Origin of the sequence: Nocardia sp. NPDC020380, from assembly GCF_044386975.1 — a bacterium.
In the GTDB taxonomy this organism is placed as follows: Bacteria; Actinomycetota; Actinomycetes; order Mycobacteriales; family Mycobacteriaceae; genus Nocardia.
Genome location: NZ_JBIRVQ010000004.1, coordinates 162,785 through 182,432, shown reverse-complemented (window position 1 = coordinate 182,432; position 19,648 = coordinate 162,785). Strand labels below are relative to the sequence as shown.

2 protein-coding genes (1 of these 2 only partly in view) are annotated in these 19,648 nt (G+C 69.6%); both read left to right on the top strand.

What is annotated here, in order from left to right:
* Positions 1-10: 10 nt before the first annotated feature.
* Complete coding sequence (locus tag ACH438_RS11675; RefSeq protein ID WP_397004013.1) at positions 11-16,336, top strand: type I polyketide synthase; 16,326 nt, start codon at positions 11-13, stop codon at positions 16,334-16,336.
* Positions 16,333-19,648: the start of a type I polyketide synthase gene (locus ACH438_RS11670; RefSeq protein WP_397004011.1), read on the top strand. The gene runs 15,533 nt beyond the window's last position; the window shows 3,316 of its 18,849 coding nt (coding positions 1-3,316); its start codon is at positions 16,333-16,335; the stop codon falls past the right edge of the window. The genes ACH438_RS11675 and ACH438_RS11670 overlap by 4 nt, the downstream gene beginning before the upstream one ends.

Sequence of the window (19,648 nt, the reverse complement as noted above, 5' to 3'; positions counted from 1 at the left end):
TCACAAACAAATGCTCTCCGACCCCATTGCGGTCGTCGGTGCCTCCTGCCGTTTTCCGGGGGCCGTACGACCGGCGGAATTCTGGCGTCTGCTGCATGACGGCGGCGACGCGGTAACCGACACTCCGGCGGATCGCCGCACTCCCGCGAATGCCGGGATGCGTGGCGGATTCATCAGTGGCACAGGTGAATTCGATGCGGAATTCTTCGGAATCTCCGCTCGCGAAGCCGCGGCCATGGATCCCCAGCAGCGATTGATGCTCGAACTCGGCTGGGAGGCGCTGGAAGACGCGCGAATGGTCCCCGCCCGGCTGGGCGGCACCGCGACCGGGGTGTTCGTGGGCGCGATCGCCGACGATTACGCCACCCTGACACAGCGGCACGATGCCATCACCCAGCACTCGCTGACCGGGACCAATCGGGGGCTGATCGCCAACCGGTTGTCGTATGTGCTCGGTCTGCGCGGGCCCAGCCTCACGGTCGATGCGGCACAGGCTTCTTCGCTGGTGGCGGTGCATCTGGCCGTGGAGAGCCTGCGGCGTGGGGAGTCCGGCCTCGCGCTGGCCGGCGGCGTGCATCTCAACCTCGCGGCGGAAAGCACGATCCGAGCCGACCGCTTCGGCGGGCTGTCGCCGGACGGGCGGTGTTTCGTCTTCGATGCGCGCGCCAACGGCTTCGTCCGAGGCGAGGGCGGCGGGGTCGTTGTGCTCAAGCGGCTTGCGGATGCGCTCGCCGATGGTGATCGCGTCTACTGCGTGATCCGCGGCAGCGCCGTCAACAACGACGGTGGCGGGGCCAACCTGACTGCGCCGAACGAAGTTGCGCAGCAGGAGCTGTTGCAACTCGCCCATAGAGAGGCCGGTGTCGACCCGGCCCTGGTCGACTACATCGAACTGCACGGCACCGGAACCAAGGTCGGCGATCCGGTCGAAGCCGCGGCGCTGGGCGCGGTGATCGGCACGGCCAGGCCGGATGGCCGGCCGCTGGCAGTCGGTTCGGTGAAGACCAATATCGGCCATCTGGAAGGCGCGGCGGGCATCGCCGGACTGCTGAAAACAGTTCTGAGCATTCATCATCGTGCCCTGCCCGCCAGCCTCAACTTCGAGACTCCCAATCCGGATATCCCGCTGGATACGCTGAACCTGCGCGTGCAGCAATCCACTGTGCCCTGGACTGCTGAGCAGCCGCGAGTGGCCGGGGTGAGCTCCTTCGGTGTGGGTGGCACGAATTGCCATGTCGTGCTGACCGAACACGTCGCCGCGGAGAAGCCGCTGGGGGAGCGCCCGCTGAAGGCCGCTCCCGTGGTCTGGCCGCTGTCCGGTCGTGACGCGAAAGCTGTTCGTGCACAGGCGGAGTCACTCCGAGAACATCTGCGCGCACATCCGGACCTGGATGCGGCGGATATCGGGTACTCCCTGGCCACTACACGCACGGCATTCGAGCATCGCGCCGCGCTGGTCGGGGACGACCCGCGTGCACTGCTCGACGCATTCGCCGACGGCACACTCGTGCCGGACCTCGTGCGTGGCGTCGCCGGTGACGGCGCGGCGGTATTCGTCTTCCCCGGCCAGGGATCGCAATGGGCGGGCATGGCGGTCGAACTGGCCTCGTGCTCAACGGGTTTCGCCGATCGGCTGCAGGAGTGCGCTGATGCGCTCGCACCGCATGTCGACTGGTCACTCACCGAGGTACTGCAGGACGCGGCGGCGCTCGAACGTGTCGACGTCGTGCAGCCCGCGCTGTGGGCGGTCATGGTGTCGCTGGCGGAGCTCTGGCAATCGCTCGGTGTCACACCGTCCGTGGTGATCGGGCACTCGCAAGGCGAGATCGCCGCCGCTTACGTGGCGGGCGCGCTGTCGCTCAGTGACGCCGCGCGCATCGTGGCCGTGCGCAGCAGGCTGTTGTCGACGGTGGCGGGCAGCGGGGCAATGGCCTCGATCGCGGTCTCCGCCGACCGGGTCGAGCTGGGCGACGGGCTGTCGATCGCGGCGATCAACGGACCCAATGCGGTTGTCGTCTCGGGCGAATCCGGCGCGGTGGACGCACTGGTGAGCCGATATCAGGCCGCAGGCGTGCGAGCACGGCGGATCGCGGTGGACTATGCCTCCCACTCGGCGGAGGTCGAACCGATCCGGGCGGCCCTGCTGGCGGAGCTGGCAGATATCCGCCCGCGGCGGGCCCGAATCCCGATGCTGTCGACCGTCACCGGGGAATGGGCCGAACGCGGCGCGCTGGATGCCGAGTATTGGTATCGCAACCTGCGTGAACCTGTCCGCCTCGAAACCGCAGTCCGCACGCTGGCCGACAGCGGCCGGAGGGTGTTCATCGAAGCCGCTCCGCATCCCGTGCTGGCCGGCGGGATTCAGGAGACCTCCGCCGATGCCGTCGTGGTCGAATCCCTGCGACGGGACGATGGTGGGTGGCGCCGATTCCTCACCTCGGTCGCGCAGGCGTGGGCGCACGGCGTCGAGGTGGATGCGGATGCGGTGTTCGCCGGGACCGGAGCGCAGCCAGTGGAGCTGCCGACCTACGCCTTTCAACGCAAGCGGTACTGGTTCGATGACGTCGAAAGCCTTGTGGCCGCGCAGGTTCCGTCCGCCGTCCGCGAGACGGGCGGGGAGCTCGACGTGGTGCGCGCTCACGCCGCAGCCGTGCTCGGGCATGCGGCGCCGGAGTCGATCGACGCCGGACTGCCGTTCCAGGACCTCGGAATCGACTCGCACCTCGCGGTCGAACTGCGCAATCGACTGAGCGCCGAGACCGGGCTCGCGCTGCCCGCCACCTTGCTGTTCGACTATCCCACCTGCACGGCGGTGGCCGCCTTCTTGCAGGCCGAGGCATCCGGCGAACGCGTGGAAGTCGTTGCACCGGAATCGCTGTCGGCCACCACGCTCGAACCGATCGCGATCGTCGCGATGAGCTGCCGCTTGCCTGGCGGCATCGGCACGCCCGAGGAATTGTGGCGGCTGGTCGCCGAAGGTGGGGACGCCATCGGCGAATTCCCTGCCGATCGAGGCTGGGATCCGGCCGGACGATACGACCCGGACGATGCGGGCACCGGCTACCCCCGTTCCGGCGGATTCCTCTACACCGCAGGGGAATTCGATCCGGCATTCTTCGGAATCTCACCGCGCGAGGCGCTCGCGATGGACCCGCAGCAGCGGGTGCTGCTGGAGATCTCGTGGGAGGCCCTCGAACGGGCCGGAATCGACCCGGCGGCCCTGCGCGGCACGCGGACCGGTGTCTTCATCGGCGCCATGGCACAGGACTACGGTCCCCGCCTGCACGACGCGGCCGCCGACGGATTCCTGCTGACCGGCAACCTGACCTCCGTCGCCTCGGGGCGACTGGCCTACACCTACGGCCTGGAAGGGCCGGCGGTCACCGTCGACACGGCGTGCTCCTCCTCGCTGCTGGCACTGCATCTGGCCTGCCAATCGCTGCGGCAAGGCGAATCCTCGCTGGCGCTCGCGGGCGGTGTCACGGTGATGGCCAATCCGGGCATGTTCGTCGAGTTCTCGCGGCAGGGCGGACTTTCGCCGGACGGCCGCTGCAAGGCGTTCGCCGCCGCGGCCGACGGCACCGGATGGAGCGAAGGCGCCGGACTCGTTGTGCTGGAGCGGCTTTCGGACGCGCGGCGCAACGGTCACCGGGTGCTGGCCGTAGTGCGCGGATCGGCGATCAATCAGGACGGCGCGTCCAATGGCCTGACCGCGCCGAACGGGCCGTCACAGCAGCGGGTCATCCGGCAGGCGCTGGCCAATTCCGGACTCGCGGCCGATGAGGTGGATGCGGTCGAGGCGCACGGCACCGGGACCACGCTGGGTGATCCGATCGAGGCGCAGGCCTTGCTGGCGACCTACGGCCAGAAGCGGGAAAACCCGCTGTGGCTGGGCTCGTTGAAGTCGAACATCGGGCACACACAGGCCGCCGCCGGTGTCGCGGGCGTGATCAAGATGGTGCTGGCGCTGCAGCACGGGATGCTGCCGAAGACCCTGCACGTGGATACGCCCTCGCCCCACGTGGACTGGACGGCGGGCGCCGTCGAGCTGCTGACCGAGCCCACACCGTGGCCGCGGAACTCCCGCCCGCGCCGGGCCGGTATCTCGTCGTTCGGTATCAGCGGCACCAATGCGCACCTCATCATCGAGGAGCCCGCCGCCGTCGCTGACGTTCCTGCCGATGTTGTTTCGCCGGTGGTGCCGTGGGTGCTCTCGGCGAAGACCGGTGCGGCACTGCGGGTTCGAGCGCAGCAGCTGCGTTCGCTGGCCGAGCGGGAACTCGAACTCGATCTCACGGACGTGGGCCGGACGCTGGCCATGCGATCGGTCTTCGACGGTCGTTCGGTCGTGCTCGGCGGGAACCGTGCCGAGATGCTGTCCGGTTTGGCCGCGTTGGCCGAGGGCCCGATCACCTCTGCCCAGGTTGGCGATAGCGGCAAGGTCGCCTTCGTTTTCCCCGGCCAGGGTTCTCAGTGGCCAGGGATGGCATTGGAATTGGCGGCGCAGGCACCGGTGTTTGCCGAGTGGCTGAACGAATGTGCCACAGCGCTGCGCGAATTCGTCGACTGGTCGCTGGTGGACGTCCTCGCCGACGAGGCCGCACTGCAACGGGTCGACGTGGTGCAACCCGCACTATGGGCGGTCATGGTGTCGCTGGCGGAGCTGTGGCGCTCCCACGGCGTCGAACCCGCCGCGGTAGTCGGACATTCGCAAGGTGAGATCGCGGCCGCCGTCGTGGCCGGTGGGCTGTCGCTGGGCGACGGCGCACGTATCGTCGCGCTGCGCAGCCGGGCCCTGCTCGCCCTGTCCGGTCGCGGCGGCATGTTGTCGGTGTCGCTGTCCACCGACGCGATCCGCGACAGGCTGGGGGAGCACCTGTCCTTGGCGGCGGTGAACGGGCCCGAATCGGTGGTGGTGTCCGGGGACCCGGAAGCGCTCGATGCGCTGCAGGCGCAGTGCGCGGCGGAAGGTATACGCGCACGACGTATTCCGGTGGATTACCCATCGCACTCCGGACATGTCGAGGCGATCCGTGCGGAACTGGCCGAGCTCCTGTCGCCGGTGCGGCCACGTACCGCTGCCATCCCGTTCTACTCCGCTGTCACCGGCGCGCCGATGGACACCGCCGAACTGGACGCCGAGTACTGGTACCGGAACCTGCGCGAGACGGTGCAATTCGAGCGCGCCACCCGGGCATTGGTCGCCGACGGGTATCGCGCGTTCATCGAGACGAGCGCCCACCCGGTCCTGATGGCAGCGGTCCAGGAATCGCTGGACGCCGCGGACAGCGATGGGATCGTCGCCGGATCGCTGCGTCGTTACGAGGGAGATCTGCGCCGATTCCTCACCTCGCTGGGGGAGGCATTCACCGGTGGGCTGTCGGTGCGCTGGGCGACGCTGCTCCCGGGCACGCGGAGGATGGAACTGCCGACGTATCCGTTTGAGCGGCAGCACTATTGGCTGAAACCACAGCGTACCGCCGATCCGGTCGATGCCCGTTTCTGGTCGGCCGTCGAAGAGCAGGACCTGGCTTATCTGGAGTCGGCCCTGAGTATCGCAGCCGATCAGCCGCTGAGCGAGGTGCTGCCCGCACTCTCCTCGTGGCGTCGCGACCTTCGGGACCGGTCCGCGGCGGATCAGTGGCGCTACCGGATCGCGTGGAAACCGCTGGCACAGAGCGCTGCCGGAACGGCTGCACAGCTCCCCGGGAACTGGCTTGTCGTAGCCTGGCCCGAGGAAACCGAACTCACCACCATGCTGGCCGAGCGCGGTGTCGGGGTACTGCGGCTCGCGCTCGGTGATGATGTGGCCGCGAAGCTCGCCGGAATCGGCCCGATCGACGGCGTGCTGTCGCTGCTGGGCGCCGACGACGAGCCGCACCCGGACTACCCGGCCGTGCCGCGCGGATACGCGATGACTCTGGCACTTGTCCAAGCCCTCGGTGCGGTTGGAGTCGAAGCCCCGCTGTGGTGCGCGACGCGTGGCGCGGTGTCGGTCTCGGGAGAGACCGTCCGGCCCGAACAAGCCTTGCTGTGGGGCCTGGGCAGGGTTGCGGCACTGGAACTTCCGGATCGCTGGGGTGGGCTGATCGACCTGCCGCAGCAATGGGACGAGCGTGCCGCGGAACGACTCGTCGGTGTCGTGACCGATGCCGAGGATCAGGTTGCCGTGCGTCCGGATGGCGTATTCGGCCGCAGGCTCGTGCGTTCTCCCCTGGGCCGCAAGGGGTTCGAGGGCTGGACGCCTTCGGGAACCGTGCTGATCACCGGTGGAACCGGTGCGCTGGGTGCGCATGCGGCGCGCTGGCTGGCCGCTGGCGGAGTCGAGCATCTGGTGTTGGTGAGCCGGAGTGGGCCGGAGGCCGACGGTGTGCAGGAACTCGTGACCGAGTTGCGTGAGCTCGGTGCCGAGGTGACGGTGCGGGCCTGCGATGCGGCCGATCGAGTTGCGCTGGCCGAGTTGGTCACGAGTCTGCCCGCGCTGGACGCGGTGGTGCATACGGCGGCAGTGCTCGATGACGGTGTGATCGATGCCCTGAGTATCGAGCAGGTCGACCGGGTGCTGCGTGTCAAGGCTCGGGCGGCATGGGATCTGCACGAGCTGACCGCCGACATGAATCTGTCTGCGTTCGTGGTGTTCTCGTCGCTGGCGGGTGTGGTCGGCACACCCGGGCAGGGTAACTACGCGCCCGGCAACGCCTATCTGGATGCGCTGGCTCTGCATCGCCGCTCGCTGGGACTGCCGGCCACGGCGATCGCGTGGGGGCCGTGGGCCGGGGAAGGCATGGGGCGCGGTGAGTTCGGGACGGTCGCGCGGCGGCACGGGGTGCCGATGATGCGGCCCGCGGCGGCGGTGACCGCGCTGCGGCAGATCCTCGAGCGGGACGAATCCGGGATACTGGTAGCGGATATCGACTGGGATCGCTTCGGCGTCGCTTTCACTGCCACTCGGCCGAGCCCTCTGCTGAGCGACCTGATTCCCGCCGTCGAAGCGCCGGTCAACTCCGAGGATCATGCGCAGTCGCTGCTGCACGTCGTACGTCAGCAGGCCGCGACCGTCCTGGGATACGCCGACGCCGAATCGGTGCCTGCCGGAAAGGCGTTCAAGGAGCTGGGTCTCGACTCGGTGACCGCGGTCGATCTGCGCAACCGGCTCGTCGCAGCGACCGGCAAGCGGCTGCCCGCCACGGCTATCTATGACTACCCGACCGCGAATGCCCTCGCCGACTTCCTCGGCGGCACACGGGAAACCGCGGAACGGCCGGTGACGGCGGCCGCGGACGACGAGCCGATCGCGATTATCGGGATGGCCTGCCGGTTCCCCGGCGGCGTCGGATCACCGGAAGAGCTGTGGCGCCTCGTCGTCGACGGGAAGAACGTCGTCTCCGGATTCCCGGCGGACCGCGGCTGGGACGCGGACAAGCTGGCCGAGTCCGGCCGTCTGGCCACTCGACAGGGCGCATTCCTCTACGACGCACCGGAATTCGACGCCGGATTCTTCGGCGTCATGCCGCGCGAGGCCGTGGCGATGGATCCGCAGCAGCGGCTGCTGCTGGAGACCACCTGGGAAGCCTTCGAGCGGGCCGGCATCGATCCCAGCACGCTGCGCGGTGACGCGATCGGCGTGTACGCGGGCACGAACGGCCAGGACTACGCCTCGGTGCTGCGCGCCGACGGTGGCGAGCGGTTCGACGGCTACTTGGCCACCGGTACTTCGGCGGCGGTGCTGTCCGGTCGGGTGGCCTACACCTTCGGCTTCGAAGGCCCCGCAGTCACTGTCGACACCGCCTGTTCGTCCTCGCTGGTCGCATTGCATCTGGCGGCCGAATCGCTGCGCAAGGGCGATTGCTCGCTGGCGGTCGCCGGCGGCGTGACGGTGATGTCCACTCCGGATCTGTTCGTCGAGTTCTCCCGCCAGGGCGGGCTGGCACCCGACGGCCGCTGCAAGGCGTTCTCCGCCGATGCGGATGGAACGGCTTGGGGTGAGGGTGCCGGTGTGCTGATCGTGGAACGACTCTCGGACGCGCGCCGCAACGGGCATCCGGTGCTGGCGGTGGTGCGTGGATCGGCGGTGAACCAGGACGGCGCCTCGAACGGCTTGACCGCCCCGAACGGACCCGCACAACAGCGAGTGATCCGGCAGGCGCTGGCCGGCGCCGGGCTGTCGGCACGCGACGTGGACGCGGTGGAAGCGCACGGCACCGGAACGACATTGGGCGACCCGATCGAGGCGCAAGCGCTGATCGCGACCTACGGGCAGGACCGCGAAGTACCGCTGTGGCTGGGTTCGATCAAATCGAACATCGGCCATACGCAGGCGGCCGCGGGCGTGGCCGGAGTGATCAAGATGGTCATGGCGATGCGGCACGGCCTGCTGCCTGCCACGTTGCACGCCGCCGCGCCCACACCCCATGTGGACTGGTCATCGGGTACGGTCGCGCTGCTCACCGAGTCTCGCGCCTGGCCGGAGTCGAATCGTCCACGGCGCGCAGGGATCTCGTCCTTCGGTATCAGCGGCACCAACGCTCACGTCGTCCTCGAAACCGACGCCACCGCGGCAGAACTCGCTACCGCAGGCAGCGATACGCCGGAACCGGCTGTTGTGAATGGGCGCGAGGTTGTGCCATGGGTGCTGTCGGGCAAGGGGCGGAATGCTCTGCGGGCGCAGGCGGCCCGCTTGGCGGCGGCTGTGGAATCCGGGGAGCTGCACCCGGTGGATGTGGCGTTCTCGCTGGCGACCACGCGCGCTGCGGTTGAGGATCGCGCGGTCGTGCTGGGTACCAGCCGCGCGGAGCTCCTCACGGGTCTGCGCGCACTGGCCGACGGAACGCCCTCGGCGCGAGTCGTCGAAGGAACGGCGACCGAGGGCAAACTGGCATTCCTGTTCTCCGGCCAGGGTTCACAGCGGCTGGGCATGGGACGCGAACTGTGCGAAGCATTTCCCGCGTTCGCGCTCGCCTTCGACGAGGTGTGCGGGGAATTGGATCCGGCACTGCGGCAAGTGATGTGGGGCGATGATGCGGAGCTGCTGAATCGCACCGACTACGCGCAGGCCGGGCTCTTCGCTGTCGAAGTTGCACTGTTCCGGTTGCTGGAGAGCTGGGGTCTGAGTCCGGACTTCCTGCTCGGACATTCCATCGGCGAGCTGGCGGCCGCGCATGTCGCGAGTGTGTTGTCACTGTCGGAAGCGGCCGTATTGGTCACTGCGCGGGGCCGGTTGATGCAGGCACTGCCCGCCGGCGGCGTGATGGTCGCGGTGCACGCGTCGGAGGCGGAACTGCGGCCGCTGCTGGTCGACGGGGTGAGCATCGCCGCGATCAACGGGCCGAATTCTGTCGTGCTGTCCGGTGACGAGGACGCGGTCCGATCCGTGACCGGTAGTCGGAAAACCAAGCAGCTGCGGGTATCGCATGCCTTCCACTCCGCGCGCATGGAACCGATGCTCGACGAGTTCCGGCAGGTGGCCTCCGGTCTGTCCTATGCGCGGCCGCGGATTCCGCTGATATCCAACGTGACCGGGCAGCCGATCGAACATTTCGACGGCGAGTACTGGGTGCGGCATGTACGGAATGCGGTGCGCTTCGCCGACGGCATGGGCTCTCTGTCTGAGCTGGGCGTGCAGACGTTCCTGGAATTGGGTCCCGACGGCACACTGACCGCGATGGGCCGCGATTGTGTGCCCGATGCCGGATTCGCGCCCATGCTGCGCAAGGACCGGACCGAGCCCGACGCAGTGATGTCCGCTGTGGCGCAACTGCATACGCGGGGGATCAGTCCGGACTGGTCTGCGGTCTTCCCCGGTGCGCGCACGGTGGCGCTGCCCACCTACGCCTTCCAACGGCAGCGCTACTGGCCCGAACTCGCGGAATCCGGCATCGACTCGCTGCTGTACGGCATCGACTGGTGGCCGCTCGCCGAGACGGACATGCCCGCACTCTCCGGCGCCTGGCTGGTGGTCGGCCCGGCGGACCACGACCTCGTGGACGCGTGCACGGCAGCGCTGCAGCGTCACGGCGCGACGGTCCGCCGCGTGACGGACATCGCCGAGGCTCGCGGCACCGCCGCCGGTGGCGTGTTGTCACTGCTGGCCCTGGACGAATCCCGCGCGCTCGCGGGCACTCTGGCCTTGCTTGATTCCGAGGTCGGCACCCAACTGTGGTGCGTCACCCAGGGCGCGGTCTCCACCGGCGCCGGCGACGTGCTGGAAAGCCCTGCGCAAGCACAGCTCTGGGGCCTCGGCCGGGCCGCAGCGGTGGAATTCCCGGCGCGCTGGGGCGGTTTGATCGACCTGCCCCAGGAATTCGACGAGCACGCGCAGACCCGCCTGGTCCAGGTGCTCTCCGGAGCGACCGGCGACGATCAGGTCGCAGTGCGGCCGTCGGGTCTGTACGGGCGCCGCCTGACCCGCGCGCCCCGCAAGACACTGGCCGCCAGAACCTGGCGGCCGCGCGGCACCGTGCTGATCACCGGCGGGACCGGTGCGCTGGGCGCGCACGTCGCCCGCTGGCTGGCAAACAATGGCGCCGAGCGACTGGTGCTCACCTCGCGGCGCGGCGCATCCGCCCCCGGCGCAACGGAACTCGTCGCCGAACTCACCGCGCTGGGCACGACAGCCACCGTCGTCGCGTGCGATGTCGCGGATCGTGCAGCGCTGGCGGCCGTCCTGGCGGATCATCCGGTCGACGCCGTGGTGCACGCCGCCGGACTGAGCCACATCGCGCCCCTATCCCGCACTACGCCGGAAGAGATTGCCGAGATCGCGGCCGGAAAGATGCTCGGCGCAAAGCATCTCGACGAACTGCTCGGTGATCGCCAGCTCGATGCCTTCGTGCTGTTCTCGTCCATCTCCGCGGTCTGGGGTGTCGCCGGCTTGGGCGCCTACGCGGCCGGCAACGCCTACCTGGACGCGCTGGCCCAACGCCGCCGGGCACGCGGGCTCACCGCGACCTCCATCGCCTGGGGACCCTGGGACGACGGCGGAATGGTCGAGGCCCAAGGTGAACGAGATCCCTTGCGGCGGCGCGGAGTTCCCGTGCTCGCTCCCGCACGCGCCATTGCCGCCCTGCAGCAGGCACTCGACCACGATGAGACCTTCCTGGCCGTCGCCGACGTGGATTGGGCACGATTCGCGCGATTGTTCACCCTCGAACGTCCCAGCCTGCTGCTCGCCGGCATCGCGGAGGCAGTGCCCACACCGGACATCTCCGGTGCCGTCACACCGGATCAGCCGATGGCCGTGGCCTATACGGTGCCGCTGGACGCAACGGCCCTGCTGGACCTGGTCTGCGCGCGGGTCGCCGAGGTCGTCGGCCATACCGGGGCGCAGGCCGTCGAGCCCGGACGGTCCTTCCACGACATAGGTTTCGACTCGCTCACGGCGGTCGAGCTGCGCGATCGGCTCAGTGCCGACACCGGGCTCGCGCTGCCGACCACGCTGGTCTTCGACCACCCGACGCCCGCCTCGGTCGCCGAGTATCTGGTCACCGCACTCCACGGTGGCCGATCACCGGTGGCCGCCGAACCCGCGACAGCGCCGGTGGACGAAGACCCGATCGCGATCGTCGGAATGAGCTGCCGCTTCCCGGGCGGCATCGCCTCTCCGGAAGACCTGTGGCAGGTCGTCATCGACGGCGTGGATGTCGTCTCGGAGTTCCCCGCCGATCGCGGCTGGGAGCCGCAGACCCTGCCCGACCGGCCGCGCACCGGCGGATTCGTCCACGACGCCACCGATTTCGACGCCGACTTCTTCGGCATCTCGCCACGCGAGGCCCTGACCATGGACCCCCAGCAGCGACTGCTGCTCGAGGCCACCTGGGAGTTGTTCGAGCGGGCCGGCATCGACCCGGACACCGTGCGCGGCAGCCGCACCGGCGTGTTCATCGGTGCGTCGAACTCGCAATACGGGCCCGGGCTCAGCGGCGCGGCCGACAGCGCCGAGGGTTACGCCTTGACCGGCAGCGTCACCGCTGTCGCCTCCGGGCGCCTCGCCTACACCTTCGGGCTCGAAGGACCCGCCATCACGCTCGACACGGCATGCTCCTCGGCGCTGGTGGCTCTGCATCTGGCCGCTGGTTCGCTGCGGCAGGGTGAGTGTTCGATGGCGCTGGTGGGCGGCGTCGCGGTGATGTCGCAGCCGGGCGCGTTCATCGATTTCGCCCGGCAGGGCGGGCTCGCCGCCGATGGCCGCTGCAAATCCTTCGCCGCCGCGGCCGACGGCACCGGCTGGGCCGAAGGCGTCGGAATGGTGCTGGTGGAACGGCTTTCGAACGCGCGCCGCAATGGGCATCGAGTGCTGGCAGTAGTGCGGGGCTCGGCGGTGAACCAGGACGGTGCGTCCAATGGGCTCACCGCGCCCAGCGGTCCCGCCCAGCAACGAGTCATCCGGGCCGCGCTCGCCGATGCCCGGCTGACCGCCGCCGAGGTCGACGCGGTCGAAGCACACGGCACCGGAACGAAACTCGGAGACCCGATCGAGGCGCAGGCCCTGCTCGCAACCTACGGGCAGGATCGCGCACGGCCGCTGTGGCTGGGCTCGGTGAAATCGAACATCGGGCACGCGCAGGCCGCCGCCGGCATGAGCGGGATCATCAAAACGGTGCTGGCACTGCGCCACGGCATCCTGCCGCGCACCCTGCACGCCGATGAGCCCACCCCGCACGTGGATTGGACCGCGGGCGCGATCTCCCTGCTGACCGAGGCGATGCCGTGGCCGGAGACCGGACGGCCCCGCCGCGCGGGGGTCTCGGCTTTCGGGATGAGCGGCACCAACGCGCACGTGATCGTGGAGTCCTACCCGCAGACGGCCACGACGGAGGAGCGGGTGCCCGAGCCTTGGCAGGTGTCGGCGCAAAACTCAGTGGCGCTGAGGGATCCGACGGACGAGTCCGTCGCTGCCGGAGGCAGCATGGCGTGGGAGGTCTCAGCGCAGAGCTCGGCGGCGCTGGGCGAGCGGATGGGCGAGCCCGCGGCCGCTGGGGGCAGCGTAGCGTGGGTGCTCTCGGCGAAAAGCCCTGCGGCGCTGGGGGAGCAGGCTGCCCGGCTGCGCACGTATGTCGAGCGGAATCCCGACGTGGATGTGGCCGATGTGGCATGGTCGCTGGCCACGACGCGGGTCGCGCACCCACATCGGATGGCCGTGATCGCACGTGATCGCGAGGAATTCCTGAGCGGGCTGGCCGCGCCGGTCATTCGGGGCTCGGTGGTCAGCGACAAGGTCGGGTTCCTGTTCGCGGGACAGGGCAGCCAGCGCGCCGGTATGGGCCGGGACCTCTACGGCCGCTACCCGGTGTTCGCGGCCGCGTTCGACGCGGTCTGCGCGCGGTTCGATCCCGAGGTGCGCGACGTGCTGTACGGCGAAGGCGCGCTCATCGATCAGACGGTGTTCACGCAGACCGGGCTGTTCGCGCTCGAGGTCGCGCTGTACCGGCTGGTCGAGCACTGGGGGATCGTCCCGGATCAGCTGATGGGCCACTCGATCGGTGAACTCGCCGCCGCGCACGTGGCCGGGGTGCTGTCCCTGGACGACGCGTGCACGCTCGTGGCCGCGCGCGGCAGGCTGATGCAGGCGCTGCCCACCGGCGGGGCCATGATCGCCATCGCGGCGACCGAGGACGAGATCGCGCCGCTGCTGTCCGAGCGGGTGGGGTTCGCCGCCGTCAATGGACCGGACGCGGTGGTGATCTCGGGGGACGAGGACGCTGTCGAGGACATCGCAATCCTCTTCCCGGGTCGGAAGACCAAGCAACTGCGGGTGAGTCACGCATTCCACTCCCATCGCATGGACCCGATGCTGGCCGAATTCCGGCGCATCGCCGAGACACTGACCTACGCGGCTCCACGAATCCCGGTGGTGTCCAACCTGACCGGAGCGCCGATCGACGCCTATGACGCGGAGTACTGGGTCCAGCATGTGCGCCGCCCTGTCCTGTTCGCAGACGGTATGCGAGCGCTCGCGGATCTGGGCGTGAGCACCTTCGTGGAACTGGGCCCGGACGCCACCGTGACCGCCATGGGCCAGGACTGCGTACCCGAGGCCGGATTCGTGCCGCTGCTCCGGAAACATCAGCCGGAATCCGAATCGCTGCTGACCGCGGTGACGCGCTTGCACGTGCGTGGCACGAGCCCGGACTGGAAGGCGGTCTTCACGCCCGCCCGCACGGTAGAGCTGCCGACGTATGCCTTTCAGCGGCAGCGGTTCTGGCTCGAACCCCGCCGCGTTGCCGATCCGGTCGACACTCGCTTCTGGGAGGCCGTGGAGCAGGACGACATCGCCTTCCTCGAATCGGCATTGCGAGTGGCGGCCGATCGCCCGCTGATCGAGGCGCTACCCGCTCTGTCGGCGTGGCGGCGCGGGCTGCGGGAACGGTCCGTGGTGGACGCGTGGCGCTACCGGGTGACGTGGAAATCCCTGCCGCACAATGAATTCACGCCGCTGAACGGCACCTGGCTGGTGGTATCGCCTGCCGGGACCGACCGGCGCGCGGCGGTAGAGGCGCTCACCGCGCACGGCGCGAGCGTGCTCGAGCTGGAGGTGGCACACGCCGATCGCGGGGCACTCGTGCGGAAGTTGCCCGTGACGCCCGTGCACGGCGTGGTGTCGCTGCTGGCGGCCGACGAGCAGCCGCTGCCGGAATTCCCTTCAGTCCCAGCGGGATATGCGATGACGCTCGCCCTGCTGCAGGCGCTCGGGACCGCTGGCATCGCGGCTCCGTTGTGGTGCGTGACGCGCGGTGCGACATCGGTGTCGGGCGAGGACGTGCGACCCGGACAGGCCCTGGTCTGGGGCCTGGGTCAGGTAGCCGCACTAGAGCATCCCGACCGTTGGGGCGGACTGGTGGACCTGCCGGGTGACAACACGCTCGGAGCGCAAGCCGCGGAGGCGATCGGAGATCTGGTCGGCGGCTGGTTGGCCGCAATCTTGGCAGGCACCGAAGACCAAGTCGCAGTGCGTGTCTCGGGTGCCTACGGCAGACGGCTCGCCCACGCTCCCGCCGGAAGCGGCAGCGACGGCTGGAAGCCATCCGGCACCGTTCTCGTGACGGGTGGCACCGGCGCGCTGGGCGCGCACACCGCCCGCTGGCTGGCCGCCGCGGGCGCCGAGCACCTCGTGCTGGTGAGCCGCCGGGGTCCGGAAGCCGCGGGCGCGGTGGAACTGGAAGCGGAGCTGCGGGCGCTCGGCGCCGAAATCACCCTGGCAGCTTGCGATGTGGCCGACCGGTCCGCACTGGCCGCCTTGCTCGCGGGACTGCCGTCACTGGATGCGGTCGTGCACACCGCCGCGGTACTCGACGACGCTGTACTCGACACACTGACCGCCGAGCAGGTCGATCGGGTCCTGCGCGTCAAGGCGCAGACCGCGTGGAATCTGCACGAGCTGACCGCCGACCGGAAACTGTCCGCGTTCGTGCTGTTCTCGTCACTGGCCGGCGTGGCAGGCACACCCGGACAGGGCAATTACGCCCCGGGCAACGCCTACCTGGACGCACTCGCCCAGCACCGGCGAGCGAACGGCCTGCCCGCCACCGCCATTGCCTGGGGTCCGTGGGCAGGCCACGGCATGGCCGAACACGAGGGTGGTACGACCGCACGCCGCCACGGTGTGCCCGGCATGGCGCCCGAACTCGCGCTCGCGGCGCTTCGTCAGGCGCTCGACAGCGGTGACACCACACTGACGGTCGCCGCCATCGAATGGGACCGGTTCCTGACAGCCTTCACCGCGACCAGGCCGAGCCCCCTGCTGGCAGACCTGCCCGAGACCCGCCGATTGCCCGCGCAAGCGAGCCCCGACGCGGAACCGGACGCGACGGCCCTGGTCGCCCACTTGGCCGGAGCCGGTGCCGCAGAACAGAACCGGGTGCTGGTGAACCTGATCCGCGCCCAGGTGGCGACCGTGCTCGGGCATGCCGACGCGAACGCCATCGAATCCGGCAGGGCCTTCAGCGATTTCGGCTTCGACTCGGTGACCGCCATGGAATTCCGCAACCGGCTCGGCGCCGCGACCGGCATCCGGCTGCCCACCACGCTCGTATTCGACCACCCCACACCGCAAGCGCTGGCCACCAGCCTGCGCACGCATCTGATTCCCGAGACGGCCGAACCGGCCGCCCCGGGCATCACACACCTCGACACGCTGGAGAATGCCCTCGCGACGCTCGAGCCCACCGCGGCGGAGCACGCGATGATCACGACCCGGCTCGAGGATCTGCTGGCCGCATGGAAGCAGCACGACCGCTCGCCCTCGGGTGACCCGGTCGATGAAATCGATTCCGCCACAGCGGAAGAACTGTTCGACATTCTGCACAAGGAATTCGGGAAATCGGTGGGTGACGTGCAATGACCGATGAGAGCAAGCTACTCGAGCACCTCAAGTGGGCGACCACCGAGCTGCGCCAAGCCCACCGCCGGTTGCGCGAGCACGAGGACCGCCGGCACGAGCCCATTGCCGTCGTCGCCATGAGCTGCCGCTTCCCCGGCGGCGTCGAATCACCCGAGGAACTCTGGGATCTCGTGGCTGCTGGCCGCGATACCGTCGCTGATTTCCCCACTGACCGCGGCTGGGATCTGGATGCCCTCGCGAGCACCGATCCGGAGCGCCGCGGCCGCTCGAACACCCAGCAGGGCGCGTTCGTCGATGAGGCGTCGGCCTTCGATCCGGGCCTGTTCAAGATCTCGCCGCGCGAAGCCGTGCTGATGGACCCGCAGCAGCGCCTGCTCCTGGAGGTCTGCTGGGAGGCGTTCGAACGCGCCGGCATCGCCCCGGAGTCGCAGCGCGGCAACCAGATCGGGGTCTTCGCCGGCACCAATGGGCAGGACTACGCCAATCTGCTGACGGCCGCGCCGGAGCTCACCGAGGGCTACCTGGCCACCGCGGCCACCGCCGCGGTGCTGTCGGGCCGCATCTCCTACACCTTCGGATTCAACGGTCCCGCACTGACAGTCGACACGGCCTGCTCGTCCTCCCTGGTCGCCCTGCACCTCGCGGCCGAGTCGCTGCGGCGCGGCGAATGCACGATGGCCCTGGCCGGCGGCGTGACGGTGATGACCACCCCGACCATCTTCGTGGAGTTCTCCCGGCAGGGCGGTATGGCCGCCGACGGCCGCAGCAAGGCGTTCTCGAGCACCGCGGACGGCGTCGGCTGGGGTGAGGGCGCCGGAGTGCTGCTGCTGGAACGCCTTTCCGATGCCCGCCGCAACGGGCATCCGGTGCTGGCGGTGGTACGCGGATCGGCGGTCAATCAGGACGGCGCGTCCAATGGCCTGACCGCTCCGAACGGGCCGTCGCAGCAGCGGGTGATCCAGGCCGCGCTGGCCGATGCCCGGCTCTCGGCCGTCGAGGTGGACGCCGTCGAGGCGCACGGCACCGGGACCACGCTAGGTGATCCCATCGAGGCGCAGGCGCTGCTGGCCGCCTACGGGCAGGAGCGCGAACGCCCGCTGTGGCTGGGCTCGGTGAAATCCAATATCGGGCACACGCAGGCCGCCGCGGGCGCGGCGGGCCTGATCAAGATGGTCATGGCCATTCGCCACGGTGAGCTGCCGCGCACCCTGCACGTGGACGAGCCGTCCCCGCATGTGGACTGGTCGGCGGGCGCGGTGGAGCTGCTGACCGAACACCGGCCGTGGCCGCAGACCGGCGCGCCGCGCCGCGCGGGGGTGTCCTCCTTCGGCGTCAGCGGCACCAATGCGCACGTCATCCTCGAACAAGAAACCCCGGATGCGGGAGAACAAGTCGCGGACACCGGTCCGGAAACCGTGGTGCCGGAGGTGCTTCCGGTTGTCATTTCCGGACGCTCTGCTGCCGCGTTGCGCGCACAGGCGGACCGGCTGCGCACCCACGTGGCGGCCCATCCGGACCTGACACTGCCGGATATCGCGGCGTCGCTGGCCACCACCCGTTCGGCGCTCGAGCATCGCGCGGTCGCGGTGGTGCGGGATCGCGGCGAATTACTGGGCGGTTTGACCGCATTGGCCGAGGACGCGGCCGCTCCCGGACTGACCACGGGCGTACTGAACGAGGGCGGCATCGCCTTCGTGTTCCCCGGCCAGGGCGGGCAATGGCCCGGCATGGCTGCGCGCCTGCTGGAGTCCTCGCCGGTGTTCGCCGCGCGGATGGCCGAATGCGCCGCGGCACTGGACCCGTACGTCGACTGGCGACTGCTGGACGCGATCCACGACAGTGTGCTGCTCGAGCGCGTCGATGTCGTGCAACCGGTGTTGTTCGCGGTGATGGTGTCGCTGGCCGAGGTCTGGCGCGCGCACGGGGTGGAACCTGCTGCGGTGGTGGGTCATTCGCAGGGAGAGATCGCGGGGGCGTGCGTGGCCGGGGCCTTGAGCCTGGCCGATGCGGCGAAGATCGCCGCCCTGCGCAGCCGGGCCCTGTCGGTGCTGGCGGGCAGCGGCGCCATGGTGTCCTTCGCGCTGACCGCCGAGGCCGCCACAGCCCTGCTGACGCGATGGGAGGGCCGGCTCGCGCTGGCCGCGGTGAACGGGCCGACCTCGGTGGTGATCTCCGGCGCACCGGACGCCATGGCCGAATTGATCGAGCACTGTGCCGAACACGAGATCCGGACCCGTCGCATTCCGGTCGATTACGCCTCCCATTCGGCGCAGGTCGAGCAGATCCGCGACGAACTGCTGACGCTGCTGTCTGGGATCTCGCCGCGCCGATCGGCGGTGCCATTCTTCTCGACGGTCACCGGGCAGTGGGCGGACACCACGACCCTCGATGCCGGGTACTGGTACGAGAATCTGCGGCAGCAGGTCCGATTCGATACCGCGATCGGCGGACTGTTCGACGAGGGATACCGGCTCTTCGTCGAATGCAGCCCGCATCCGGTGCTCGTGCCCGCGGTGCAGGAAACCCTCGACGGATATCCGGATCCGGCCGCCGCGACCGGCACCCTGCGCCGTGATCAGGGCGGCTACGAGCAGTTCCTGAACTCGCTTGCGCAGGCCTACACCCATGGTGCACAGGTTGATTGGGACAGTGTCTTCGCCACCACCGGTGCGCGTCGGGTCGCGTTGCCCACCTATGCCTTCCAGCGGCAGCACTATTGGATCGAGGCGCCCGCCGGGCGCGGGGATGTGGGCGCGGCTGGGCTGGGGGCGGCCGCGCATCCGCTGCTCGGGGCCGTCATCGCGGTGGCGGACGCGGATTCGGTGCTGCTGACCGGCAGGCTGTCCACCCGCACGCATCCGTGGCTGGCCGATCACGTCGTGCTGGGCCGGGTGTTGCTGCCCGGCACCGCCTTCGTCGAACTCGCGCTGCAGGCGGGCGATCACGTCGGCTGTGACCTGGTCGACGAACTCACCCTGGAAGCGCCGCTGATCCTGCGCGATCACGCCGGGATGGCGGTGCAGCTGCTGGTCGGCGCGCCCGACGCCACCGGAAGACGCCCGGTCACCGTGCATTCGCGCCCCGAGGATGCCGCGCCGGAGGATCCCTGGACCCGTAATGCCAGCGGCGTGCTGGCCACCGGGACTCTCGAACCGGCCTCACTGGTCGACTGGCCGCCCGCCGGCGCCGAACCGCTCGAGGTGGACGACTACTACGAATGGGCCAGCGCGGCAGTCGGATTCGACTACGGTCCGGCGTTCCAGGGGCTGCGTGCGGCCTGGCGGCGCGACCATGAACTGTTCGCCGAAGTCA

Bases quoted from the DNA above. Each gene is read 5' to 3' on its own strand.
- ACH438_RS11675 (WP_397004013.1), top strand. From the start codon at position 11: ATGCTCTCCGACCCCATTGCGGTCGTCGGTGCCTCCTGCCGTTTTCCG.